The 23,422-nt window shown below is 40.5% G+C and carries 22 protein-coding genes, 1 tRNA gene, 1 other RNA gene and 1 pseudogene; 5 read left to right on the plus strand and 20 right to left on the minus strand.

From position 1 onward, the window contains the following. Window positions 1–233: 233 nt before the first annotated feature. Genes J5M87_RS05760 through J5M87_RS05770 form a run of 3 tightly spaced genes read left to right on the plus strand, consistent with a single transcriptional unit; the run spans window position 234 to window position 2,147 of the window. Window positions 234–599, plus strand: coding sequence for a GntR family transcriptional regulator (locus tag J5M87_RS05760; RefSeq protein WP_067090724.1), 366 nt, complete (start codon window positions 234–236; stop codon window positions 597–599). A 4-nt stretch (window positions 600–603) separates the two neighbouring features. Further along, window positions 604–1,311 carry an ABC transporter ATP-binding protein gene (locus J5M87_RS05765; protein ID WP_154608046.1) on the plus strand — a complete coding sequence of 236 codons (708 nt, stop codon included), beginning with the start codon at window positions 604–606 and terminating at the stop codon, window positions 1,309–1,311. 20 nt (window positions 1,312–1,331) lie between these two features. Continuing rightward, entirely contained in the window at window positions 1,332–2,147 is an 816-nt protein-coding gene (locus tag J5M87_RS05770; protein WP_154608047.1) for a hypothetical protein, read from the plus strand. Window positions 2,148–2,219: 72 nt separating this feature from the next. Here J5M87_RS05770 and J5M87_RS05775 read toward each other — a convergent pair. The 4 genes and pseudogenes from J5M87_RS05775 to ssrA form a co-directional block, all read right to left on the minus strand. After that, window positions 2,220–6,263 (minus strand): annotated as a pseudogene (locus J5M87_RS05775) (pullulanase); the annotation flags it as partial. Between the two features lie 158 nt (window positions 6,264–6,421). Beyond that, the gene (add, locus tag J5M87_RS05780) at window positions 6,422–7,435 is read right to left on the minus strand and encodes an adenosine deaminase (protein ID WP_154608049.1); all 1,014 of its coding nucleotides are present in this window, start codon (window positions 7,433–7,435) and stop codon (window positions 6,422–6,424) included. A 521-nt stretch (window positions 7,436–7,956) separates the two neighbouring features. Continuing rightward, window positions 7,957–8,044: transfer RNA gene (locus J5M87_RS05785), tRNA-Ser, on the minus strand. Window positions 8,045–8,051: 7 nt separating this feature from the next. Next, window positions 8,052–8,399, minus strand: a transfer-messenger RNA (tmRNA) gene (gene ssrA / locus J5M87_RS05790). A 101-nt stretch (window positions 8,400–8,500) separates the two neighbouring features. On the opposite strand from ssrA, the gene J5M87_RS05795 reads away from it, so the two are divergent. Continuing rightward, window positions 8,501–9,094, plus strand: a complete 594-nt coding sequence (locus J5M87_RS05795) for a TVP38/TMEM64 family protein (RefSeq protein WP_154608050.1) — start codon at window positions 8,501–8,503, stop codon at window positions 9,092–9,094. A 37-nt stretch (window positions 9,095–9,131) separates the two neighbouring features. Here the strand turns inward: J5M87_RS05795 and J5M87_RS05800 are convergent, their stop codons facing one another. From J5M87_RS05800 to dnaG, 3 genes are all read right to left on the minus strand, one after another. Further along, entirely contained in the window at window positions 9,132–9,455 is a 324-nt protein-coding gene (locus tag J5M87_RS05800; protein WP_154608051.1) for a metal-sulfur cluster assembly factor, read from the minus strand. 303 nt (window positions 9,456–9,758) lie between these two features. Then, a complete protein-coding gene (gene rpoD / locus J5M87_RS05805) occupies window positions 9,759–10,877 on the minus strand; it encodes an RNA polymerase sigma factor RpoD (RefSeq protein WP_154608052.1) in 1,119 nt (372 codons plus the stop codon). 2 nt (window positions 10,878–10,879) lie between these two features. Continuing rightward, window positions 10,880–12,670 (minus strand): DNA primase, encoded by a 1,791-nt coding sequence (gene dnaG / locus J5M87_RS05810; protein WP_154608053.1) that lies wholly within the window; start codon window positions 12,668–12,670, stop codon window positions 10,880–10,882. A gap of 162 nt (window positions 12,671–12,832) precedes the next feature. On the opposite strand from dnaG, the gene mscL reads away from it, so the two are divergent. Then, window positions 12,833–13,225, plus strand: a complete 393-nt coding sequence (mscL, locus tag J5M87_RS05815; protein WP_154608054.1) for a large conductance mechanosensitive channel protein MscL — start codon at window positions 12,833–12,835, stop codon at window positions 13,223–13,225. A gap of 46 nt (window positions 13,226–13,271) precedes the next feature. Here mscL and J5M87_RS05820 read toward each other — a convergent pair whose 3' ends face one another. The 13 genes from J5M87_RS05820 to hemW all read right to left on the minus strand — a co-directional run bounded on the left by J5M87_RS05820 (window position 13,272) and on the right by hemW (window position 23,209). Then, window positions 13,272–14,081, minus strand: coding sequence for an energy-coupling factor ABC transporter ATP-binding protein (locus J5M87_RS05820; RefSeq protein WP_154608055.1), 810 nt, complete (start codon window positions 14,079–14,081; stop codon window positions 13,272–13,274). A gap of 3 nt (window positions 14,082–14,084) precedes the next feature. Next, window positions 14,085–14,930 carry an energy-coupling factor ABC transporter ATP-binding protein gene (locus J5M87_RS05825; RefSeq protein ID WP_119876501.1) on the minus strand — a complete coding sequence of 282 codons (846 nt, stop codon included), beginning with the start codon at window positions 14,928–14,930 and terminating at the stop codon, window positions 14,085–14,087. Next, window positions 14,930–15,694: an energy-coupling factor transporter transmembrane component T family protein gene (locus J5M87_RS05830; protein WP_160463192.1), complete on the minus strand. Its 765-nt coding sequence runs from the start codon at window positions 15,692–15,694 to the stop codon at window positions 14,930–14,932. Before J5M87_RS05830 ends, J5M87_RS05825 begins: the two co-directional genes overlap by 1 nt. A gap of 12 nt (window positions 15,695–15,706) precedes the next feature. After that, window positions 15,707–16,318, minus strand: coding sequence for an ECF transporter S component (locus tag J5M87_RS05835; protein ID WP_119876500.1), 612 nt, complete (start codon window positions 16,316–16,318; stop codon window positions 15,707–15,709). Between the two features lies 1 nt (window position 16,319). Beyond that, the gene (locus J5M87_RS05840; protein WP_154608056.1) at window positions 16,320–17,063 is read right to left on the minus strand and encodes a nucleoside phosphorylase; all 744 of its coding nucleotides are present in this window, start codon (window positions 17,061–17,063) and stop codon (window positions 16,320–16,322) included. A gap of 11 nt (window positions 17,064–17,074) precedes the next feature. Next, window positions 17,075–17,749 carry a Crp/Fnr family transcriptional regulator gene (locus J5M87_RS05845; RefSeq protein WP_154608057.1) on the minus strand — a complete coding sequence of 225 codons (675 nt, stop codon included), beginning with the start codon at window positions 17,747–17,749 and terminating at the stop codon, window positions 17,075–17,077. A 229-nt stretch (window positions 17,750–17,978) separates the two neighbouring features. Beyond that, entirely contained in the window at window positions 17,979–18,992 is a 1,014-nt protein-coding gene (gene galE / locus J5M87_RS05850) for a UDP-glucose 4-epimerase GalE (RefSeq protein WP_154608058.1), read from the minus strand. 65 nt (window positions 18,993–19,057) lie between these two features. Next, the gene (gene rpsU / locus J5M87_RS05855; protein WP_000048054.1) at window positions 19,058–19,234 is read right to left on the minus strand and encodes a 30S ribosomal protein S21; all 177 of its coding nucleotides are present in this window, start codon (window positions 19,232–19,234) and stop codon (window positions 19,058–19,060) included. Between the two features lie 89 nt (window positions 19,235–19,323). Beyond that, entirely contained in the window at window positions 19,324–19,953 is a 630-nt protein-coding gene (locus J5M87_RS05860; RefSeq protein ID WP_154608059.1) for a TIGR01906 family membrane protein, read from the minus strand. Beyond that, window positions 19,943–20,716 carry a TIGR01457 family HAD-type hydrolase gene (locus J5M87_RS05865; protein ID WP_154608060.1) on the minus strand — a complete coding sequence of 258 codons (774 nt, stop codon included), beginning with the start codon at window positions 20,714–20,716 and terminating at the stop codon, window positions 19,943–19,945. The genes J5M87_RS05860 and J5M87_RS05865 overlap by 11 nt, the downstream gene beginning before the upstream one ends. A gap of 9 nt (window positions 20,717–20,725) precedes the next feature. After that, entirely contained in the window at window positions 20,726–21,343 is a 618-nt protein-coding gene (locus J5M87_RS05870) for an NUDIX hydrolase N-terminal domain-containing protein (protein ID WP_154608061.1), read from the minus strand. Beyond that, window positions 21,330–22,070 carry an acyl-ACP thioesterase domain-containing protein gene (locus tag J5M87_RS05875; protein ID WP_154608062.1) on the minus strand — a complete coding sequence of 247 codons (741 nt, stop codon included), beginning with the start codon at window positions 22,068–22,070 and terminating at the stop codon, window positions 21,330–21,332. Before J5M87_RS05875 ends, J5M87_RS05870 begins: the two co-directional genes overlap by 14 nt. Further along, the gene (gene hemW / locus J5M87_RS05880; RefSeq protein ID WP_154608063.1) at window positions 22,070–23,209 is read right to left on the minus strand and encodes a radical SAM family heme chaperone HemW; all 1,140 of its coding nucleotides are present in this window, start codon (window positions 23,207–23,209) and stop codon (window positions 22,070–22,072) included. The genes J5M87_RS05875 and hemW overlap by 1 nt, the downstream gene beginning before the upstream one ends. Between the last annotated feature and the right edge of the window lie 213 nt (window positions 23,210–23,422).

The raw sequence follows: 23,422 nt of genomic DNA on the forward strand, positions 1-23,422 counted from the left end.
TAAATCCTATATCTTTTTCATCATAGTACATGTACTATTATACACCAAAAAAAAGCCCCATGCTACTATCGGTTTTCTGAGCAGAATGATCAGCTATGAGCAAGGGCTCAAACAATTTTTTACGAAAATCGAAAAGAATTCTTGCATTTTAGAAAAGATTATTGTATTATACGTATAAGACAAAGATACAAAAACTATCTATCACTATTTTATGATAAAAGAAAGGAGCTATCATGACTTGGAAATTTGATAATAACTTCCCAATTTATATCCAGATTGCTAATACTATCAAGTTGCAGATTGTGACCCATCAACTCCAATCTGGCGACAAACTCCCAACCGTTCGTGATTTAGCGGAAACTGCTGGAGTCAATCCCAACACTGTTCAACGTGCCTTATCCGATCTCGAAAGCGAGGGCTTTGTTTATTCAGTCCGTACAACAGGACGCTTCGTAACCGATAACTTGGACCTAATCAATCAAACTAGGATCAGCCTAGCTCAAGATGAGTTGGAAAACTTTGTGACCAATATGCTTGATTTAGGTTTTAAACAAGAGGAACTGATTCAACAGTTAGAACAATATCTAAAAGGAGAATAAAAAGATGGAAAAGAATTTTACTCTCGTTGAGATTCAGCAAGTCTCAAAATCATACGGCGGACTAGTTGCACTAAACAATGTCAACCTCAAATTTTCAGCTGGAAAAATCATTGGCTTACTAGGACCAAATGGTTCTGGAAAAACAACCTTGATCAAATTGCTCAATGGGCTTCTTCAGCCAGAATATGGGCAAATCCTAATCAATGGTCGCAAGCCATCTCCAGAAACCAAGCAAATTGTATCCTATCTTCCAGATACGACCTATTTAGATGAACACATGCGAATTTCAGAAGCGATTGACTTATTTAAGGATTTCTATGCAGATTTTGATGAGGCACGCGCCCTTCACCTCCTCCAAGATCTCAATATTGAGCTAAATAGTCGTATTAAACATTTATCAAAAGGAAACAAAGAAAAGGTTCAATTGATTTTGGTCATGAGCCGGCAAGCCCTTCTCTATGTCCTTGATGAGCCAATTGGCGGTGTTGATCCTGCTGCGCGTGACTATATCTTGCGTACGATTATCACTAACTATTCTCCAACCTCTTCTGTACTGATTTCAACCCATTTGATTTCAGATGTCGAACAAATTCTCGATGAAGTCATCTTCCTCCAGTACGGTAATGTGATTCGTCATAGCGATGTCGATGACCTACGAATTGAAAGCGGAGAATCAATTGATGAACTTTTCCGCCGTGAATTTAAGGCTTAGTATTAGTAAAGGAGATTCCTATGTTTGGAAAGTTGTTAAAATACGAATTTAAAGCAGTTGGAAAATGGTATCTAGGACTGTACGCCGCAGCTGGATTGCTCTCTGTTGTCCTCGGCTTCTGGATTCAAAATATTGTTCACCGACCAGAAAGAACGATTAGTGACACAGAAATTGGTGCTTCTCTTGCTAATACCCTAGAAGGAATCCTATTTGGTGCCATTATTATCGGTTTTGCCGTCATCATTGCAGGACTCTTTCTATCAACCTTCTTTCTCATTATCAAACGCTTTAGAAAAAATGTTTACGGTCGCCAAGGCTACCTAACCATGACTCTTCCTGTCACCAATCACCAGATTATCCTGAGTAAATTGACTGCTGCCTTTATTTGGAGCACCTTATCTGGCATTGCTACTATCCTCTGTCTCTGGCTTATTTCTTCTATTTCATTTGGTGCGCTTCTCAATGAGTATATTCCTGAGATTACTGCAGGATTCAACGAAGCTTATCACGAATTTACTGGCATGGATTTTGGGATTAGTTATGCAATTACGCTCATTGTCGGTACCATTCATTCTATCCTTTTAATTTACTTCGCGATTTCTCTTGGTCAATTATTTAAAGATCATCGTACATTGCTAGCCGTTGTCTTTTACTTTGGTATCAATTTTGTAGAAGGGCTTATTTCAGCTGTATTTGTCGTATCAACAGGAGTCCTAGCAAATAGTACTACATTAGCCATTCACACAATCTTAGGTATCATTATTAGTATTATCCTTGCTATTGGTTACTACTTCGGTACCTACTACATCATGACAAAGAAATTGAATTTGCAATAGTATAGCAAAACTCTCTGAAACCAATACGTTTCAGAGAGTTTTTTCTAGTGAGAATCAATCATTACTTTCCTTTTTCTTTCCAAGAAATACGAGACTTAAAACAAGGGATACTGCTCCCAATAAGATTCCTGCAACTGATTGTTGACTGCCTGTTTTTGGCAGGGTCTTTTCATTCTCCTTACTTGTATTCTGAGACAGTGTCGACACAATTGTCTCTTTAGGCATCGAATGAGTGTAGACAGGCTCTTCTATTTTAGGCATTTTACTACTTGCTAATACTGTTTCTGGTGTTTTTTTCTCCTGATGTAACTGTAATTCACCTTGTAGTTTCTTAGTAGGCAGTACATCTGAAGAGGCTACAACTTCTTGATAGACATAGGTGACAATCAAGGTTGTATTACCTTCAACCGTACCACTCACAGATGCTGAAGATATCAAATGACTCAACCTGTCAACATCTCCTACCTTGTAGTGCCCTGCTGGAACGAGGCGATAGTTCTTTCCATCATAGCCCACAATGGTCTGCATTTTATGAACAGATGTTTCAGCATCATAACGAGTACCAGCTACCGCATTATAATGGACAAGGGCATTGTCTTTCAGAATGCGATCATTGATGTCACGGTATTCAATAATTACTGAACCTTTTACGGTCTGTTCTTTCATCGGTGGCACATCAACTTCTTCTTTTGCAATCCGTAAAATCGTTGCAGTCAGAGGTGCAAGTGTCAAACCTTGCTCAGTTAGACTCACTCCTTCTGGCTCTAGAATCGCTTCTGTACCAGCCTGTTTTCCATCTGCTAATACCTTTGCAGCTTTCAAGGATTGATCAACGGTGAAACGACGCTCCTTCGTATCTGCATTGACAAACACGAAATACTCATCGCCATTACTTGCTACTGTCTTGTAGCCTAAAACTAAATCTTCTTTCCCAACGCCATCCTTACCTGCTATCGTTAGTAAGGTCACACGCTTTTCAACCTCGTCTCGTGAAGGTAATTTGAAAGCATCTGTTGACTTACGTAAAGCAATCAATCCCTTCATGTAGGCTCGACTCTTAGCATTTTCCGGATAGGTTGCACTATCTGTCGCCTTGCTCCAGTCAAAATGATTCACTGCATCGCTTGAATCATAGGAATCATGGATAAAGTAAGGATAGTCAAATGGACTTCCATCTTCATTGGTCAAGAGATGAGCTTTATTTGGAACTTTATCATCTGCTACTGGGTTTCGATAGTCTGGGTGACGGAATTGCTTAGTCCGGCCATATTCTTGTCCAGAATGAATAAATGGAGTACCTTGCGCTGTCAAAACCATCAGATTGCCTAAGCGAAGACGACGATGAATTTCTGCTGTATTTTCTGCCTTAGCCGGATCTTTTTTTATCGACTGAGCAATGACATCAAATAAGGTCAAATTATCATGGGCTGCAATATATTGAATCACATCCCCTGGATCGTCCGCTTCAAAATTCGTTGGTTGAGCCTTGATATTTTTAAAGACTTTCTCAATATCTCGCTTGCCATTGGTAATAAAGGCTGGGGCTCCTTCATTAGGATAACCTGACTTCAAGGTATTGCGAATATCATCTGAAAAGACGGCTGCAGAATTGGTATATTTCATCCATGACTGATCTGCTGGTTGGACGGGTTTATTTTCATCTCCTGAATAGGTTGACCAGCCCTCACCCAACATGATTAGATTTGGATTTAATTTCTTTGCCTCATCATAAGCCTTTTGAATCGTTGTTGCATCGTGGTCTCCCATTAAATCAAAGCGGAAGCCATCTACTTTATATTCATCCGTTAAATACTTAATCGAATCCACTAAGACACGGCGACTCATATAGTGTGTCGTTCCCAAACGACCACCACCGTAGCTCGTTCGTGGAGTACCATCCGCATCCATGAAGTGGTAATAGTGTGGCTCTAAATCTTCAAAAATAGCTGTTTTTGCAGTATGGTTATAAACGACGTCCATGATAACACCCATACCACGTTTATGGATTTCGTTGACTAATTCTTTAAATTCTGCAATGCGCTTGCTAGGATTGGTCGGATCACTCGAATACATACCTGTCAACGAGAAGTAATTCTGCGGATCATAGCCCCAATTATAATTACTATTGCTTGAAACATACTCATCCATGCGTTCTGCATTCTTCAGTTCATTCACGTAGTAATAACTTAAAACAGGTAGCAATTGGACATGGGTCACTCCCAAATCTTTCAAATAATCTAATCTTTCGATAAAGGCAGAGAATGTTCCAGCTGGTGACTTCAAGTCCTTGGCAATTGCTTTATCAGATGTAAAATCTCGGACATGTGCTTCGTAGATAACAGCATCTTTTCGATCTTTAAAATTAGAAATTTGGGCATAATCTAATTCCTTAGGCCCTACTGCTTTCGGATCAACAAAAGCAGCCTTAGCAATCTTATAGGATGAATCTGTCTCAGCTAAATCGCTATTCCATGCAGCCAAGGATTTAGCGTATGGGTCTAAGGTCAAGACGGACTCTTCTCCACGTTTAATCTCATAGTGGTAATAGTAGCCACGATAATCTGTAATTCCAAGTGCATTTTGGGGTGTCAATTCAACATTCCAAGTCCCCTTTTCTCCCTTGACCATTGCAACCTTACCCACTATTTTGCTCTGATCATCTTTATCATAAATCACAACAGAGACTTGATCTGCACTTGGAGACCACAAGGTAGCCACTACTTTTTGACCATTTTCGCTCACACGAGCACCTAGCTCACCATCATACTGATATAGACTATCTTTTAATTGCCAATTCATACCAGTCTTAAATTGCTCACCTCCATACACGACTGTATAAGGAGATTGTTCTTGACCAAATTCCCCTTTCACTGTCACTTTTTTCGTCACTTCATCAAGAATAAGATCTTGGATAGGAACAGATTGGTTATCCTTATTTTTTATCTGAATTTTCTTTAAAATATCCTCTTTTGTAACATTTTCCAATGTTGTAAAAGTTGTTTCAATCTCACTCAAACTAATATGCTGTGCCCCTGTCATTCTAACATCATTGACAAAATAAGGGTTGGTATAAACCGTTGGATCATCATCTTTTAAGAAAATTTGACGGTGTTTTTTCAAGTCCGTAAAATTATAATCACTTGGCTGGATTTTCACATCATCTCCCGATTTACTTTCATCTAGCAATAAAAATCCAATTGTCTTAGCAAGATCCGTCAATTTGACATCCACATAGGCACCATATTTCCCCTGTTTTGCAAAATCAACTCCATCTGGCCAATTGGTTGTAGGATTTTCAACATCGCCCCAAAGCCATAAAGACTTTCTATGATAGTTCTGATCAGAGCGCAGATAATTGATGCGCACCATACCTGCTGCTAAGGGCTCATAAGTATAGGATTTGTATTCCTCGTCAAACCAGACTTCCTTCATGTTAGGGCTGATTAGCTCAATATTCTTATCTCCCGTTAAATTGTCACCAGCTGTATTATTAATCAGTAATCCAATTTTTTCTCGCTTCTCTGCAGCTAATGGCACATCAAGATAATGCCCATAATCATCTTTTTTAGCTTCAGAAAAACTAGTTGCTCCTGTTGGCCATGCGCCATTCTGACTAGAAGGTTTCTCCACATCGTCCCAAGTCCAAAGCCCCAAACTTTCTAGATTGTCAGAAGGTAGTTTCTTAAAATGTAAGCGAAGATTTCCTTCCTGAATATCTTCTTCTGCTCTTGCTCCTACTGCCCTAAAAACAGTTGGTCTATCTGTTGTTTTTAGACTTTCTTCTGAAGATACACCTTTATCTTGTAAGAATTTAATGTCGTCTCCTATTTCTCCTTCATCTGAAGTAATAGCTGTAACTTCTTCAGAAACTGAAGGTTGGGGAATTGTGTTTTCCACCTCTTCAGCTACTCTCTGTTCACTTTCTCCCAACTTCTCAGTAGCTTCTACTCCTGAAGAATCTACTTGCGTATTCAAGGACTCACCTACTTCTTCTGCCTGAACAAGTGGAGCACCGAATACGCATAAACTAGCCGATAATAAGACGGAAGCAGTCCCACATTTCAGCGTCCGCAAACCAAAATGATGGCGTTCAATCTTATTTGCTTCTTTTTCCATTTAGAAACCTCCTAAAAAAATTTGTGCAAACGTTTGCTTTCTTATCCATTATAATCTTCTACCGTCGTTTTGTAAAGGCTTACATTTCAAAACATAGATAATACATACATCATTGATACAAAAAATTCACGAACGATTGTCCGTGAATGAATTGTTTATCATTCCTGATAGGCCATTGCCAGCTGTTTCAGGAGCTTTTCTTTTTCTGCTTCTGTTGTGAAACTAGCTCGAATAGCATTCTGATTAAAGCGGTAAAAATCCTCTTTCGTAGTGCCAAAATGTTCAACAAATAAAGCGTATTCCTTGGTTAAGTTGGTGGCTGATACGGTACGATTATCAGTATTAATCGTTATATTTGCCCCCATATCATGCAAGACCTGATACGGAAAATCCGCCAAACTTGGAGCAGCTCCTGTCTGTAGATTACTAGTCAGACACATCTCAATCGTTGCCCCTGCCTTAACAAACTCCTCCATAATCTTAGAATCTTTGATAAGGGCTGTTCCATGACCAATACGTGGAATACCTAATTGAAGAGCATAAGCGACATTTGCTACGCAACCGCATTCCCCTGCATGAAAGGTCAATGGTAATCCTAACTCTTGTATTTCTTTGATTGCTTGTTCTAATACCTGTGTCGGAAAATCTGCCTCGTTGCCTGCAAAATCAAATCCCACCAATCCTCTTTTTGCTAAATCAACAACTTCTGTGAACAGCTCCTGTGTCTGTCTTACTGAACTTTGTTTCAAACCACAAACCAATACTTTACTAACAATACCAAATTCGTCTTGAGCCTGCTCTAGACCTTGTAAAACTGCCTCTACTGTCTCAACAGCACTCAAACCCTGATCCATAGACAATTCCGGAGCAAATCGAATCTCCATATAAAGAACATTCTCCTTCGCCGCTTGCGTAGCAACATCATAGGCTGCAAGCTTGAGCGCTTCTTTGGTCTGCAATAAGGGACGAATAAAGTCAAAAACCGTTAAATAATCCAGCAAGCTTTCTGCTTTTTCTGGAGCCGTAACAAGTCGTCGCAATTCCTCATCGCTTTCTGGCAGCACAATATGAGCCCATTTCGCTAACTGTCGAATGGCACTAAACGACAAGGAACCATCCAAATGACAATGAAGTTCTGTTTTTGCTAATTTTTTAAGAATGTTTTTCTGCATTTTCCACCTCTTCATTCGTTTATTGTTATCCATCATATCAAATTTAAATTAAATTTCAATAAGTAATAGCTAAAAAACAGAATGATTGCACATAAAACAGATAAAGGTATGTCCATCAGTAAAAGATAGCTAGACAGACTAATACGAGCCTACTTTTGGAGCTAAACGTACAAGATAAAAAAGATTCCCTTTTACTTATAGTACAGTATAACATAAAAAGGGAGTGGGACTCAATTGTGATTTCGTAGAAATCGATTATCCTCACTCCGTTCTTTTTAGGTTCAGGCTAAACAATCCACTGAATTCGTTTACTCCCACCCTCGCACGTTGACTAGCTTTCACAATTGAGAATTGTGAAAGGTTGGAAATAGGGCTAGCAAAGAATTGTTTGCTAGCCTTTTCTAATAGAATGTTAATTTATCAACGTTTTACAAACCAAACAACTACTGCGTTTAACTGTTAAATCTACAAAAATAATGAGAGCGGGAACTTTCGTCCCACTCCCTTCTTTTTACTTTTAACGGAAGACATGGGATTCGAACCCACGCACGCTTTTACACGCCTACCGCGTTTCCAACACGGCCTCTTAAGCCTCTTGAGTAATCTTCCATCATCCACATGGAGCCGGTGGGAGTCGAACCCACGTCCAAACACCTGCTAACTTATTCGTCTACAACCATAGGTTATGTCTTCATTTAACCTGGATAGGACACATAACTCAAGCCCCAGACAAGCGATTCAGTCTATCTCTTTTAGAATTTACTGACACAATTCTAACGTAGCTTGCTCATTTAAGACCAGACAGCAGACACAAGCAATCCGCTACTAGTCACGCAGGCAGGTTATTAAGCTGCTAATGCGTAAGAATTTGTATTTTTTGCAGTTATATTTAACTGGCGTTTTACATCCGCTAGATGAGTTGCAGAACAAGCCTCATAATGCCTGTCGAATCCGTAACGACCCCTTGATTAGAGTACCACATTAGTATACCAAATTAGATAAAAAATAGCAATAGATTTCAGTTTCTATTTTCCGAAATAGCGTAATGTATGATAGAATAAAGATATGTATAAATTTTGGCAAAAAACCTTTCAAATCCTTAGTATTCTCACTCTGATTGTAAGTGTCTTTCTTGTTTTTTGGTTATATAAGATTGGGATTTTAAATGACCAAAATGTTTTAGCTGATACGATTAAGAGTCATGGAGCCTTTGGTAGTTTGACCTATATTTTCATTCAAATTATCCAAGTAGTGTTTCCCATTATTCCAGGCGGTGTTACAACTGTTGTTGGTTTCCTTGTCTTTGGCCACTGGTGGGGATTTGTTGTCAACTATATCGGCATTTCCATCGGAAGTATTATTCTTTTCTGGTTGGCACGGAGATATGGCAAAGCCTTCTGTCTACTCTTTATGACAGAGGAGACATTTTACAAGTATGAAAGCAAAATTGACAATAAGAAGAGCTACGAAGTCTTTTTTATCCTCTGTATGCTCTCACCAATTTCCCCAGCTGATGTCCTTGTGATGATTACTGGTCTGACCAGTATGAGCTATCGCAAATTTACCACGATTATTCTCTTGTGTCGACCTATTTCCATCGTTTCCTATAGTCTCTTTTGGATTTATGGTGGACAGTGGCTACAACAGTTTATGAAATAAAAAACATTCGTTAGAGCGATTTCTAACGAATATTTTTTTACTTGATTCCTAGTGCAATCCGTGCATAACGACTCATTTTTTGGACTGTCCAAGCTGGTGACCAGACGAGACGAACATCTACTTCTGTCACTTCTGGAACCGTCCCCAATACATCGTAAATCTGATCAGTAATCAAATCAGCCAAGGGGCACCCCATCGTCGTCAAGGTCATATCAATCTCTGTTTTCCCATCCATGAAACGAATGTCATAAATTAAGCCAAGATTGATAATATCAATTCCTAATTCAGGATCAATGACTTCTTCTAAGGCATGAAAAATCCGTTCCTGAATTTCTTTTACTTGTTCTTCTGTATAAGCCATTGATAGCTGTCTCCTCATGTTGTATTAGATACAGGCCGAGCGGCTGATACTGCCTATCCGTAGACCTGCTCTCCTATTTCAATGCGTGCGTTAAAACGGTTCACCGAACCGAATCGCTTTCTGGTTTTCGAGCGAGCGTTAAAAACCTCCCCCGAACTAGCCCACTCTCATATTTCTAGGTGGGAGCTGATACTGCCTATCCGTAGGCTGCTTGCCTATTTCTAGGCAGGCGTTAAAACGGTTCACCGAACCGGCTCGCTTTCTAGTTTTCGAGCGAGCGTTAAAAACCTCCACTGGAGGTTTTTAATCCTCAATAAAGTCGCGTAATGGTTTGCTTCTGCTTGGATGGCGGAGTTTACGGAGGGCTTTGGCTTCGATTTGGCGGATGCGCTCACGGGTAACATTGAAGACTTTACCGACATCTTCTAGCGTACGCATCTTCCCATCATCAAGTCCAAAACGCAGACGCAGAACGTTTTCTTCACGGTCTGTTAGGGTATCTAAGACTTCATCCAATTGTTCACGGAGGACAACACGGGTTGTATAATCAACTGGATTCTCAATCACTTCGTCTTCGATAAAATCACCAAGATGACTATCATCTTCCTCCCCAATCGGTGTTTCAAGAGAAACAGGTTCTTGGGCAATCTTCAAGATTTCACGAACCTTATCAGGAGTCATATCCATCCGTTCAGCAATCTGCTCTGGTGTTGGATCTTGACCCAATTCTTGCAATAAATTGCGCTGTTCACGGACTAATTTATTAATGGTTTCAACCATGTGAACAGGAATACGAATAGTACGAGCCTGATCAGCAATAGCACGCGTAATGGCTTGACGAATCCACCATGTTGCATAAGTTGAAAATTTGAATCCTTTTGAGTAATCAAACTTATCAACAGCTTTCATCAAGCCCATATTTCCTTCCTGAATCAAGTCCAAGAATTGCATACCACGACCAACATAGCGCTTAGCAATCGAAACAACCAAACGAAGATTGGCTTCTGCAAGGCGTTGTTTGGCTTCTGGGTCACCAGCTTCTACGGCTAGAGCTAATTCCTGTTCTTCTTCATTGGTTAAGAGTGGAACAACCCCAATCTCTTTCAAATACATGCGCACAGGATCATTTACTTTAGCAGAATTGCTACCCAGTAACTCTTCATCTGTCAATTCGGGTTCTTCTTCAACTTGGAGAGCACGCGCACTCGGATTTCCATTTTTATCAACAATCGCAATTCCGGCATCTTGGATGCGTTGCAATAGGTCATCAATCCCATCTGCATCCAAGGTGAAAGGGATGACTAACTGATCGTTGATTGCATCATCTGTTGCGGTTCCCTCTTTTTTATGGTTACGGATAAAATCCGCAACTTGAACATCAAAAGTGGTTACTTCTTGTTTTTTCTCTTTTTTACCAGTCATAGTTACTCCATTTTTCTTTTCTGTGCAATAAGTTGTGCCAATTCATCAAGTGCTGCTTCGGTATTCCCAACATGAACCTGTTCCCGAATAACACGCGATTTCTGCTGATTTTCTCGTTTCAGCTGTTCTTGGTGCCGCCGCCTTTCTAGCTCCTCCAGCTCATTTTCGCCTACTTCCTCTGGCAATTTTTCCTCCAATACCTGATACCAGGCACGCTGGACCTGTTCTGTTTGTTGTGCCAAATCATAAGCAGTCACCTCCCCATGCTCTTTTAACAATTCAAATAAGACCTGCAATTCTGGTGTAAAAAAGGCAAAATCTTCTCTTAAACGGTAATCATTTAGAATATAAAGATGGGTCACCATACGATAGAATAAATGATTCTCCGCCCTTACCAACCGGGATAAACGAGCTTGCCGTGGTAATTCTGCTCCAAATGTTGTCAACGGAGGCTGACTAGATGAAATCATCTGACTTCTGGCCTGTCGCTCATTTACACGCAGATGATTGACCGCAGCTTCTACCTGGCCATAGTCGAAATCAGGTAAAACATCCGCCACCTTATATATATACGAATTTTGTGCCGTAATTGACTTATTCTTCGCAATAATGGGGGCAATTTGATCTACAAAATCAATCTGCATTTGTAAATTATCGGGATTTTCAGGCTTGAGATACTGAATTAGAAATTCAACATCGCTAATCCGACTGTTGGTCAAAACCTGATGTAAGAGCTCCTCGGAATTCCTCGCAAGAAACTCATCAGGATCCAAATTCTCAGGCAGACTGATAATTTCTACTTGAAATGCTTGCAACTCCTCTAGGGCCTTGGCAGTTGCTGCCTGTCCTGCTGCATCTCCGTCATAGGTTAAAATCACCTTTTTACAGAATTTCGCTAAATGGTGAACATGTTCTCTGGTCAAGGCTGTTCCCATTGAGGCAACCGCATTGTCAATTCCTGCACGATGAGCTGCGATAACATCCATGAAGCCTTCCATTAAGTAAACTTCGCGGCTTTTCTTGATACTTGCCTTGGCCTTATCTAAATGATACAGCTCATAACTCTTGTTAAAAATGGCAGTGCTTCTACTATTTTTATATTTGGCGATTTGTTTATTTTCACTATCTTTTTGCTGCCAAATCCGACCTGAAAAAGCAAGCACCCGTCCGTGCTCATCCGTTAAGGGAAACATAATTCTTCCCTGAAAGGCGTCATAGATTAGGTTATTATCAGCAGGATTAAACAAACCTGAAGCGAGCAAATCCTGTTCAGAAAACTTACCAGACAAATGCCTGTACAGATAATTTTGCTCCTGCGGTGCAAGCCCAAGCTGAAAGTGCTTGATAACCTCATCCGTCAAACCTCTTTGATGTAAATACTGTCTAGCTTCCGCACCCATTTTGGTCGTCATCAAGAGAGCATGATAAAATTTTTCTGCCTCCGCGTGAATATCAAAGAGAACTTGATGAGGATGTACCTGTCTTTCCCTCTGGACAACCGCTTGCTGTTCTAGCTCAATCCCAGCCTTCTCAGCTACTACTTGCACACTATCACTAAAGGAAATACCGCGATATTCTTCGATAAATTTAAAGACATCCCCTGATTTGCCACAGCCAAAGCAATGGAAAAATTGCTTGTCTTCTACCACATTAAAGGACGGTGTTTTCTCGCCGTGAAAGGGACACAGCCCCAAGAAATTGCGCCCTGCTTTGGTTAAGGAGATGGTTTCACCAATGACATCAACAATATTGACTGCCTGTTTAATTTCATTAATCTTCTCTTTTGAAATCATTGGATCACCTCCTTCTAGTGCAGAATAACAGCTATTATAACATGTTCTATTTTATACTAAAAATGTAAAAATGTAAAATTTCCGAGCTAGATTACTTGTAAAAAAAAACATTTCGGACTATAATAAAGACTGTTAATTTTTATGAAAGGACATATTTAGGATATGTTAAAAGATTTAAAAGCGTTTTTACTACGCGGTAATGTTGTTGACTTAGCAGTCGGTGTAATCATCGCTGGAGCATTTGGGGCAATCATTAGCTCACTTGTTGAAGATGTTATTACTCCACTTTTCTTGAACCCAGCTTTGAAAGCTGCTGGTGCAGAAAAAATTGCTCAACTTAGCTGGAATGGTGTTGCTTACGGTAACTTCTTGAGTGCTGTCATCAACTTTGTCATCGTCGGAACTGTTCTCTTCTTCATCGTAAAAGGTATGGAGAAAGCTCAAAGCCTTACTAAAAAACAAGAAGCTATTGACGAAGCTGCAGCTGCTGAAGTTGCTGGACCAAGCCAAGAAGAATTGTTGGCTGAAATCCGCGATTTGTTGAAAAATAAATAATAACGAAAAAGACAGGTGGCCTGTCTTTTTTTTGCTCTCATGATTATTATTTATGATCTAACGAACGTTTATAGACCACAAATTCCGCAGGTGATAAAAACAACTCATCATAACCCAAGGCTTGACAAAGCTGAGTCGTGGTTGGTTGCGATAGGTAAGCCTGCTCTAAGGTTTCCTTTTGAGAAAAGACTTCTTTGACAGATCCGTCTAGCAAGACTTGTCCTTTAGCAAAGACGATGGCGCGGTCAAAGGTTTCTGCGACAAAGTCCATATCGTGTAAAATAGAGATGACGACTTTGCCTTCTTTCTCTAATTCCTTCATCACTGCTTGAATTTTTTGTTTTCCTGCTGTATCTTGCGCAATCGTTGGCTCATCGAAAATCACAACCTGTGTATCCATGGCAATGATGGCTGCAATCGAAACCATTTTTCGGTCTGATAAGCCTAAATCATAAGGATTGACCTTCTCCTGCCCATCCAATCCTAACTTGGCCATAGCCTTCTTAGCAGCAGCCTCAGCCTCTGATCTTGACAGTCCCATTTGCAGAGGACCAAACATAATCTCATCTAGCACAGTATGTTTAAAAATTTGATCGTCAGGATTTTGGAAAATCAAGCCAATAGATTTTGCAATTTGTGCCACACTTTGCTGGCTCAAATCTTGTTGATTCAGAGAAATCGTTCCGCTTGTCGGTGTTAGCAAGCCTTTCAATAATTTCACAAAGGTAGTTTTCCCTGCTCCATTTTGACCGATAATGGCTGTCGAGCCTGTTTTGATGGTCAAGTTAATCCCTGTGAGAATCGGAGTATCTGGTTTATACGCAAAGTGTAAGTCTTTAATAGTCAGTTGATTCATAGTTTATTCCTCGCTCTTCGCTAATAAATACTGAGCTTCTTCAAGAGTCACTGGATAAAGATGGCTATCTGGCAAGGTAAGATTCAAGTCCTTGCAAATCTGCGTAAATGTCGGTGGCACAACGCCGTGTTCTTCTAAATCAGGACGTGAAAATATCTCTTGCGGTGTATCAAAAGCAACTAATTTTCCTGCATCTAATAACAGAACTCGGTCGCTATAGGCCGCGATTTTTTCAATTTTATGTTCGACCATAATCACGGTAATACCTTGTTTACTCAAGGTTTGAATAGCCTGAAACACTGCTTCACTTCCTTGAGGATCTAGCTGTGAAGTCGGCTCATCTAGGATAATCACCTCTGGTCGCATAGCGATAATACTTGCAATGGCCATCCGTTGCATCTGCCCACCTGACAAATCAAAGGGAGCTCGATTGCGGTATTCTGAAATTCCCAACAATTCCAAACTTTCTTCGATCCGTTCCTGCATTTCACCACGAGGAACACCAAAATTTTCTAGTCCAAAGGCAATTTCTTCATAGACTGTTGATTTTGAGCCCGTCACTTGGTTGAAAGGATTCTGAAAGACGCTTCCCACTTTCTGGCATAAATCATCAACTTCTACCGTCTTAACTTCCGTCTGGTCAATCCATACCTTCCCGCCATAGGCGCCTCGATAAAAATTAGGCACCAAGCCTGTCAAGGCCTGACAAAACGTACTCTTTCCTGAACCATTTCGCCCAATAACTCCGATAAACTCTCCTGGTTGAATCTCACAGGAGATACCATCTAAGGCCAAGGTTTCCGTATGAGGATAGCGATATTTTAGATTTTCAATACGAATCGTAGCCATTATACTAACCTCCAAATCAATGCTGCAATCAACCCTGCTACACACATCAGTTGAATCGGACGATCATATACTGAACGAACTGGCGGGGTAATAAATGTTTTCTTAGCTTTTGAATTAAACCCGCGTACTTCTAAGGCAATCGCCCGCTCCTTGGTTTCAATAAATGAACTCATTATGACAGGTGATACTAAAGGCAAGAATGCCTTAATCCGAACTAATAGCGAGCCCTCGGTCTCCATTCCACGGCTTCTTTGCGCATCTGTAATCGTCGCCATGCGACTAGTCATCTGAGGGATGAGTTGGAAGAGGGAGATAAAGACATAGCCCATGCGTGGTGAAAAGCCTTTGCGTACAAGGTCTTCAATCATATCTGATGATTTTGTTGTGAGAATCAATACACAAAATGCAAGAATAATATTATAGATATTCAAAGCAATCCCTAGAGCAAATAAAAGCCCTTCTTGATAAAAAGTCACTGGTCCTAGCGTAAGAACAGGCGTTTCGTTACCTTGTCGAAACAGTCCCTGAATAATTGCAACCGTCAAAATAACAAAGGACGATAGACTCACAATTGGAAATGTTCTAGAAATCACCTTGGAGTGAGCTAGTAAAAGAGCGCTTAAGACAATGGTGATTCCAAAACACCACCATTCATTAGCAAGGATTGGAATGACAATAGCTGCTAGTACATAGACAATCTTTGTGAGAGACGACAAGCGATTCAGAAACGAATGTTTTTCTTCGTATAAACTCATAGTTTTCATACTGTCTTCCTCCTAATCTAAACTCTCAATCACACTGTTGGTCTGGTAGAGTGATAAAAGACTCTTTGGCAAGCTCTTATAAAGACTCAATACAAGAATGAGGACGACTATTTTATCAGGAATGTCTACCACGACTTCATCCATAAAAGAAGCGAGCCAAACAGGATAGTTTTGAGATAGCATACCAGCATAAACTAAATCTCCCCAAAGATTTCCTGTTGTTCCACCCCAGAAAATCATGTTCAAAGGCGTGGAAACAAGGACCGCAGCAAGACCTGCGACAATCCCCGTTAGAAGAGCCCCGCTTAATTTTTTCATACTACCATAGTAGGCCATACAACCAACCGTAATTCCTAGTGCAGCATTGGTGAGAGCATATACAGTAGCAATCGGATCAACCGTCAAGCCATAGATGACATTATTCATGATTCCTACAATAGCTCCTACTACTGGTCCAGCCAAACAAGCTGATAGACAGGTCCCAATTGAATCGAGCCAAAGCGGTAGTTTCAGTACCCCTGCAAAGAGTTTACCAATATAGTTAATCCCTACCCCAGCTGGAATCAACACGAGTGCGGCAGTATTAAACTTTAGCGACCACGGATTATTCTGTTTCCAATTCATCTCAAGACTCCTTCCTTTCATTTTCTAAAAGAACAATTGCTTTAAGAGCGGTCAGGATTTCATTTTTTTCTCCACTTGCTGCCAACTCATCCCCATTGACATAGCCATTGATGTCCTGACCCAGATCTCCCTCAAACAAGGCTACGGTATTTAAAATAGAACCTGTTTTGACTCCTCTGAGTGCACCGATTGTAAAGAGGGCTGCACTTTCCATATCTGCTCCCAGCACACCTTGTTTAGACCAATACGCATCAATTGCTTCTTCCCGGTCGGTATAAAAGCTATCATGACTGCGACCAATACCAATATGATGCCTAATCCCTTGTGTCTCAGCAGCTCGTATCAAAGCAACTAAAACCTTGGTATCTGGAATTGCTGGGAAAGCTGTGTCAATGTAAGCTTTTGAAGTCCCTTCATCTCGAACAGCTCCATTTAAAATCAGCAGATCACCTAGTTCAATCGGCTCTTGTAAAGCTCCACAAGAGCCAATCCGAATCATGTGAGTCACTCCTATATTGTGCAACTCCTCCACCGCAATTCCCGTCGAGGGGCCTCCCATACCTGTAGAAACAACAAGAACAGGAATTCCCTTATAAGTCCCGCGAACACTTTTATGCTCCCGATTAAAGGCGATTGAAACTGCATTGTCTAAAAACTCCGCGACTCGGTCAACCCGCATCGGATCTCCTGGTAAAATCGCATATCGTGCTGCATGCTCTTTTCCACAACGAATATGAGGTTGCATAAATATTCCTCCTAACGTAATAAAGTTTCTAATTTTGAGCGATTGATAAGATGAATCTTTCCTTGTGAAAGATAGATGATGCCTTGTTCTCGCAATTCTTTCAAGACGCGATTAACACTCCGTTGAGTAACAGCCATTTTCTGACTCATCTCTTCTGAATTCCAAATAATATCTCGCTGGTTGCGCAAGTCAAACTGTTCCAACAAATAATAGCAAATTCGCTGCTTTAGATTGTACAGATTATTGCGCTTCATCCGCTCACACATCTGATAAGAGCTTTCGCAAATCTTCTGGATAAAGAGACGATTAAAATTTTGATCTAACGACATCCAACGAAGTAAAAGAGAGCGTTCCAGCTCCAAGACCGTCACTTGTCCTCTCCCTTGAACATGGCTAATATAAGGTAGTTGCTGGAAAATTTCCATTTCTCCAATAAAGTTTCCCGTATGGTAGGTCGTCAAAAAGTATTTCTTGCCATACTCTGACTCCGAGTAAATATCCACTTCTCCTCGTACGATGATATAAAAATGGTGATGAACTCGTCCCTCAGCTAGTTCGAATTCTCCATCCCTATAACAGCGAACCCGAATCATCCGTAAAATTTCATAAGGACATTGTTTTAGCAATTGGAAAATAACAGGTTCCGTTTCTAAAATTGTCGCAATGGTTTGCAAATCAGACGTCATCTTCTAGCCTCTCCGCTACCGCTCTTTATTACAATGATAGCGCTTTCTTTTTGGTTTGTACAGGAAATTTGTCTTTGATTTCTCTTAATTATCACTCTTTTTTATCTCTTTCAAGGATTTACAAAGACATTTGTCCATTTGTTTTATTGTAGCGAACTTTCCTATAAAAATCCAGTCTTTCGCTACTGATAAAAAAGAAGCCGGATTTCTCCAACTCCTTTCAGTTTTCTTATTTCTCATACCCATTCGGGTTCTTTGCTTGCCAATTCCATGTGTCGCGGCACATATCTTCAATTGTTTTTTCGGTTTTCCAGCTTAATTCTGCAAGAGCCTTATCTGCATTGGCAAAGCAGGTTGCTACATCCCCAGGACGGCGATCCACAATCTTGTAGGGCACTGGCACGCCATTGACTTTTTCAAAGGCCTGTACCAGCTCTAAAACGCTTGTACCCTGACCTGAACCAAGGTTATACGTGTAGACACCTCTTGTATCTGCAATCTTCTCCAAAGCCTTAATATGCCCGAGTGCTAAATCCACGACGTGAATGTAATCACGGACTCCTGTTCCGTCTACTGTATCATAATCATTTCCGAAAATGCTTAATTCAGGTCGTTTTCCAACGGCTACCTGCGCAATAAAAGGCATGAGATTGTTTGGAATCCCTGCAGGATCTTCACCAATTAAACCTGACTCGTGGGCCCCAATTGGGTTGAAATAGCGGAGTAAGGCAATACTCCATTCACCATCTGCTACCGCTACATCTCGCAAAATTTGCTCCAACATAACCTTAGTATAGCCGTAGGGATTGGTCGCGCTGGTTGGCATGGTTTCAACGAGTGGGGAAGGATTGTTCAGACCATAGACTGTTGCACTTGAGCTGAAAACTACCTTTTTCACACTAAATTCAGCCATTACTTCAACCAAGGCAAGTGTCGTCATGATATTATTTTCATAATACATGACAGGCTTTTCTACAGACTCACCAACTGCCTTGTAACCAGCAAAATGAATCGCAGCATCAATCTGTTCCTTTTTAAATATAGCCCTTAGACCGTCCTTATCTGCCACATCTAACTCATAAAATGTTGGAGTTTTGCCTGTTATTTCCTTAATTCTATCTAAGACCAATAAACTTGAATTGGATAAATTATCGACAATTACAACTTCTTTGCCTAATTTCAACAATTCAACCACGGTATGGCTACCAATGTAACCTGCACCACCTGTTACTAAAATACTCATGACAAACTCCTTTATATTAGTATAGATTAGACAGAAAAAACAGCCTTACAGCTGTTTTTCAAATGTTAGAATTTTTTACGCTTGCGAGCTGCTTCTGATTTGCGTTTACGTTTTACAGATGGTTTTTCATAGAATTCGCGTTTGCGTGTTTCTTGAAGAGTACCAGCTTTCGTAACCGCACGTTTGAAACGACGAAGAGCATCATCAAGTGATTCGTTCTTGCGTACAACTGTTTTTGACATTATTTTCACTCCCCTCAATTTCAAAGTCTACACTATTATACTTCTATCCCTTCATTTTGTCAAGGTGTTTGCAGAAATTTTCTCAAACTTTACCTTGCTTTTCTTTTTGACTTACAGGCAAGAATCATGCTAAGACAAAATCCTTCATACAAGACAAAGAACAATAGGAAGCAATGGAGGAAAAATTCAGCCGGTAAAATGTAAATAACAGGGTCCGTATTGGGATTAAAGAGCCAAGTGCTGTCACCAACAAACAGTATCTGATGAAAAAGTGTAAAAAATTGATCAAATCCAATCATAAAACCAACCATTCCAATTACGACTGGCACAAGAGCTGCCACGACAAAAATGGGACGATACAATTTTCCATACCCTTTTTTCATCACCTGTTTGTAAAAGGACAGAAAACCAGGCAAACTAATCAGAACAATAGCCTGAGCTAAGTGGAAGAGCCATTTGACTTGCTTAAAATGATGCAATCCGTCCGCAGACGAAGGAAAATTCGGCATGGCTAGAACTTGTTCCCAAGGTAGGGTCAAATAGCGCAGAAGGATTGTAAAATTATAGCCAATATCCGCACTTTTCATATAGACAACCTGTTCTAACCCCAGCCATTTCACTTCCAAGGGATAGAGGAGCCAAGCTAGGTAAATCGTAGCAACAACCGCTGTTGACAAGAGAAAGAAGAGGCTAGCAATAAGCGAAAATTTAGTTTTCATCAAACCTCCATTCATCTAAACTGTTTAAGATATGCGTCGGAGCTATAGGTAAGGTAGCAACCTCTTCTACTTTCGTAAATCCTGTCAAGACCAAGAGAGTAGGAAATCCATTATCAATCCCTGCTCGAATGTCGGTCAAATAATTATCCCCAACCATGAGGGTCTTACTCCGCTCCGTTCCCAAAATGGACAAGGCATTGTCCATAATAATTGCTTGGGGCTTACCAATAAAGGTTGCTTTGACCCTTGTCGCAGCTTCTAGCAAGGCAATTAAAGAACCCGCACCCGGTAACAAGCCTCGTTCTGTTGGAATATTTAAGTCGGGATTGGTTCCAATAAAGATAGCTCCCTTTTGAATCGCTAAAGTGGCACAGACTAATTTTTCATAGGTCAGATCCGTGTCCAATCCAACCACGACATAGGCAGGATTTTCCGTTTCTTCTACATAACCTGCTTCAGAGATAGCTGATTTTAAGCCCTCTTCTCCAATCACATAGACCGTTTTTTCCTTACCCATTTGATTCATATAATCCACTGTCGCAAGACTGGCAGTATAGATTGTTTCAAGTGGTGTATCAATATGAAATTGCTCACGTAACATAGCTTGAACCACTTCTGGTCGACGAGTGGTATTATTGGTCACAAAAAGATAGGGAAGATTCCGCTCCTGCAAGGCATGAACAAATCGTTCTCCTGCTGGAATGCGATCTTTTCCCTTATAAATCGTACCGTCTAAATCAATCAAATATCCTGTATAGGTCATCTAATCTCCTCATTCAAATCGTGCTTCCCAATGCTCCGCCTGATGTGCTTCAAAACAAAGCGCTATTTGTTCGGCTGTATTTTTCGTCAAAGACAGGGGAGGTAAATCATCCAAAGCAAAGTAGTCACTTGCAACGGTTTCTGAATTTGCCTGAAATTGCCCATCGATTCTTCGGCATAGGTAAAAAATCTTGGTCACATGGTGGACAGAACGACTAGGATTGCTCTTTGACTTATCCAAAATAGCCACTAATCGTTCCACCTCTACTTCAAGTCCTGCTTCTTCCTGTACTTCCTTGATGACATTGTCCATCGTTGACTGATCAACATCGCACCAACCTCCTGGTAGCGACCATAGGCCATCATTTTCTTGCACCAAAAGAATCTTCTCTTGTTCAATAATCGCTGCTCGTGTGTCTAATTTTGGAGTCTGATAACCTGATTCATTACAAAATAAATCGTGTACTGTTTCCAAGGGTAAGCCTGAGGGCTCAACCAACATTTCAGCAGCTATCCGGCGAATTTCTTCAAATCGTTCAATGTCATAGACATCTTTGCCATAAGCCAGACCTGTCTGTGCCAAGGCCTGCAAACGGATTGCCCACTTGAGCCACTTATCCTCTGTCATCTCTTTTCTCCCATTTAATCATACCTTGGGCATTGAGTTGGCCATTGGACCAGATTTCGTGCTGACTGACACCTTCTTCTTGAACAGCTTTTGTCGTCACTAAAGACCCTGGTGCCACTTCTTTTATATACTTAAGCTGAAAATAGACTGGCCGATGCTGAAGAAGAAAATCATAGTCTAAGCTCTCATACATCCACTCGAGGTATTTACTATTGTTAACATGACCATTTAAGTCTATGTCAAAATACCGCACTTCTCGCTCTGCTTCAACGCTTTCTCCTAAGGTGTCATATTTGGGCGCGCGCGCTACTTTTTTCACTTTTTCTGATTGATACGGAGCAATCAATTCCTCTGGAACAGGACTGACCTTTCTCGTCTCAAAATCAATCAAGACAAAATAGGCTAAAATTTTAATCAGTAAAGCTCCCGTTTCATCATAAATATGAAAAGTCCGATAACAGAAGAATTTATTGTAAGACTTTGCTTCTGTCTCAATCGTAACGGTTTCTTGATAGCGTGGTAAACGATGAATATCTACCTCATAATCCGTCACCACCCAAACCAAGCCATACTCTTCAAAAATAGCTTTGTCTGCACGTCCAAGAAGTTCCGATTGGCGACCAGACAAGGCCAAACAATAGGCCAAAAAGCCTGGAATTTTTAACTCTTGCTTGACATCTACCATGTCAAAAGGTAGAGTGAGTGTTTCCTGATAACGTAGTCCCATTAGTCCTCTCCTAGTATAAATCGTTCTGCGACTGTATCCCCAAGAAACAGTCCCTTCTTGGTCATTCGAATACAATCCTCTTCTTCTTGAAGTAATCCTTCTGCTTTCAATTCTGCTACTACCTGACCATAGCGTTTCTCAAAGGAAGTCTGGAATTTTTCTTCAAATCGTGCAATGGAGACTCCTGTCTTTTTCCGCAAACCTAAAAACATTTCTTCTTCCATTTGCTCTGCCTGCGACAACTGCTCTTCGTGAAGCCTTGCATGACCTTTTGCACGAATGGATTTTAAATAATGTTGAATCGGCCCACGATTACGATACCGCATCCCCTTGATATAACCAGAAGCCCCTGCTCCAAGTCCAAAATATTCTGCATTATCCCAGTACATGAGATTGTGTCTGCTTTCAAAGCCTGGCTTGGTAAAATTGGAAATCTCATAGTGTTCAAAGCCATTTTTTTCTAATTCTTGCAGAATGTATTCAAACATATCTGACTCGACATCTTCATTGGGCAAGTGTAGCGTACCACGGCGCTGTCGGTTCATGAAAACAGTATGGTTCTCTAAAATTAAGCTATACAGGCTCATATGAGGAATATCCAGCGCCAAAGCTCTTGCTACATTGTCCTTGACCTGCTCCATGGTCTGACCTGGTAAGGCATAGATTAAATCAATCGAAATATTATAAAAACCAGCCTCTTTTAAAGCACCAATCGTTTCATAAATCTGGGCTTGATTGTGGGAACGACCAATTTTCTTGAGCATACGATTATCAAAGGTTTGTACACCAAGGGAAACCCGATTGCATTTGGATTTTCGGAGAACAGCGATTTTATCAGCTGTCAAATCTCCAGGATTGGCTTCAATTGTAAACTCTTCTACTTCCGACAAGTCTAGGATAGCTTCTAGATTTGTCAGCAAATAATTTAATTGCTCTGCTGAAAGAGCTGAAGGTGTCCCGCCCCCAATATAGAGCGTTTTTAAAGGGGGTAAATCATAGAAACGTACTTCTTCCATGAGAGCAGCTAAATACTCATCAACAGGCTGGTTTTTAATAAATACCTTTGAAAAATCACAATAATAGCAAATCTGAGTACAAAAAGGAATATGAATATAGGCTGATGTTGGTCTGTTTGTCATGAAGCTATTATACCATACTCATCCCTTTTCGTCAGAAAGAGGAAATGGAAAAAGAATTAAACAGAAGGTAACTCCTGTTCTTATTCTCCTCTTATAACATACCACTCACTTATTGCGCTTGAGCGCAAGATAAAAAGGTCCACATAGGAAAGGGAGTTAAACAGAAAGCAACTTCTGTTCTTATCCTCCTCTTATAACATACCACTCACTTAT

This window comes from Streptococcus sp. zg-86 (assembly GCF_017639855.1).
Lineage (GTDB): Bacteria > Bacillota > Bacilli > Lactobacillales > Streptococcaceae > Streptococcus > Streptococcus zhangguiae.

What these genes read in the sequence shown, in the direction of transcription:
- J5M87_RS05760 (WP_067090724.1), top strand. Translation starts at nt 234, where the DNA reads ATGACTTGGAAATTTGATAATAACTTCCCAATTTATATCCAGATTGCT.
- J5M87_RS05765 (WP_154608046.1), top strand. Translation starts at nt 604, where the DNA reads ATGGAAAAGAATTTTACTCTCGTTGAGATTCAGCAAGTCTCAAAATCA.
- J5M87_RS05770 (WP_154608047.1), top strand. Translation starts at nt 1,332, where the DNA reads ATGTTTGGAAAGTTGTTAAAATACGAATTTAAAGCAGTTGGAAAATGG.
- add (WP_154608049.1), bottom strand. Translation starts at nt 7,435, where the DNA reads ATGCAGAAAAACATTCTTAAAAAATTAGCAAAAACAGAACTTCATTGT.
- J5M87_RS05795 (WP_154608050.1), top strand. Translation starts at nt 8,501, where the DNA reads ATGTATAAATTTTGGCAAAAAACCTTTCAAATCCTTAGTATTCTCACT.
- J5M87_RS05800 (WP_154608051.1), bottom strand. Translation starts at nt 9,455, where the DNA reads ATGGCTTATACAGAAGAACAAGTAAAAGAAATTCAGGAACGGATTTTT.
- rpoD (WP_154608052.1), bottom strand. Translation starts at nt 10,877, where the DNA reads ATGACTGGTAAAAAAGAGAAAAAACAAGAAGTAACCACTTTTGATGTT.
- dnaG (WP_154608053.1), bottom strand. Translation starts at nt 12,670, where the DNA reads ATGATTTCAAAAGAGAAGATTAATGAAATTAAACAGGCAGTCAATATT.
- mscL (WP_154608054.1), top strand. Translation starts at nt 12,833, where the DNA reads ATGTTAAAAGATTTAAAAGCGTTTTTACTACGCGGTAATGTTGTTGAC.
- J5M87_RS05820 (WP_154608055.1), bottom strand. Translation starts at nt 14,081, where the DNA reads ATGAATCAACTGACTATTAAAGACTTACACTTTGCGTATAAACCAGAT.
- J5M87_RS05825 (WP_119876501.1), bottom strand. Translation starts at nt 14,930, where the DNA reads ATGGCTACGATTCGTATTGAAAATCTAAAATATCGCTATCCTCATACG.
- J5M87_RS05830 (WP_160463192.1), bottom strand. Translation starts at nt 15,694, where the DNA reads ATGAAAACTATGAGTTTATACGAAGAAAAACATTCGTTTCTGAATCGC.
- J5M87_RS05835 (WP_119876500.1), bottom strand. Translation starts at nt 16,318, where the DNA reads ATGAATTGGAAACAGAATAATCCGTGGTCGCTAAAGTTTAATACTGCC.
- J5M87_RS05840 (WP_154608056.1), bottom strand. Translation starts at nt 17,063, where the DNA reads ATGCAACCTCATATTCGTTGTGGAAAAGAGCATGCAGCACGATATGCG.
- J5M87_RS05845 (WP_154608057.1), bottom strand. Translation starts at nt 17,749, where the DNA reads ATGACGTCTGATTTGCAAACCATTGCGACAATTTTAGAAACGGAACCT.
- galE (WP_154608058.1), bottom strand. Translation starts at nt 18,992, where the DNA reads ATGAGTATTTTAGTAACAGGTGGTGCAGGTTACATTGGTAGCCATACC.
- rpsU (WP_000048054.1), bottom strand. Translation starts at nt 19,234, where the DNA reads ATGTCAAAAACAGTTGTACGCAAGAACGAATCACTTGATGATGCTCTT.
- J5M87_RS05860 (WP_154608059.1), bottom strand. Translation starts at nt 19,953, where the DNA reads ATGAAAACTAAATTTTCGCTTATTGCTAGCCTCTTCTTTCTCTTGTCA.
- J5M87_RS05865 (WP_154608060.1), bottom strand. Translation starts at nt 20,716, where the DNA reads ATGACCTATACAGGATATTTGATTGATTTAGACGGTACGATTTATAAG.
- J5M87_RS05870 (WP_154608061.1), bottom strand. Translation starts at nt 21,343, where the DNA reads ATGACAGAGGATAAGTGGCTCAAGTGGGCAATCCGTTTGCAGGCCTTG.
- J5M87_RS05875 (WP_154608062.1), bottom strand. Translation starts at nt 22,070, where the DNA reads ATGGGACTACGTTATCAGGAAACACTCACTCTACCTTTTGACATGGTA.
- hemW (WP_154608063.1), bottom strand. Translation starts at nt 23,209, where the DNA reads ATGACAAACAGACCAACATCAGCCTATATTCATATTCCTTTTTGTACT.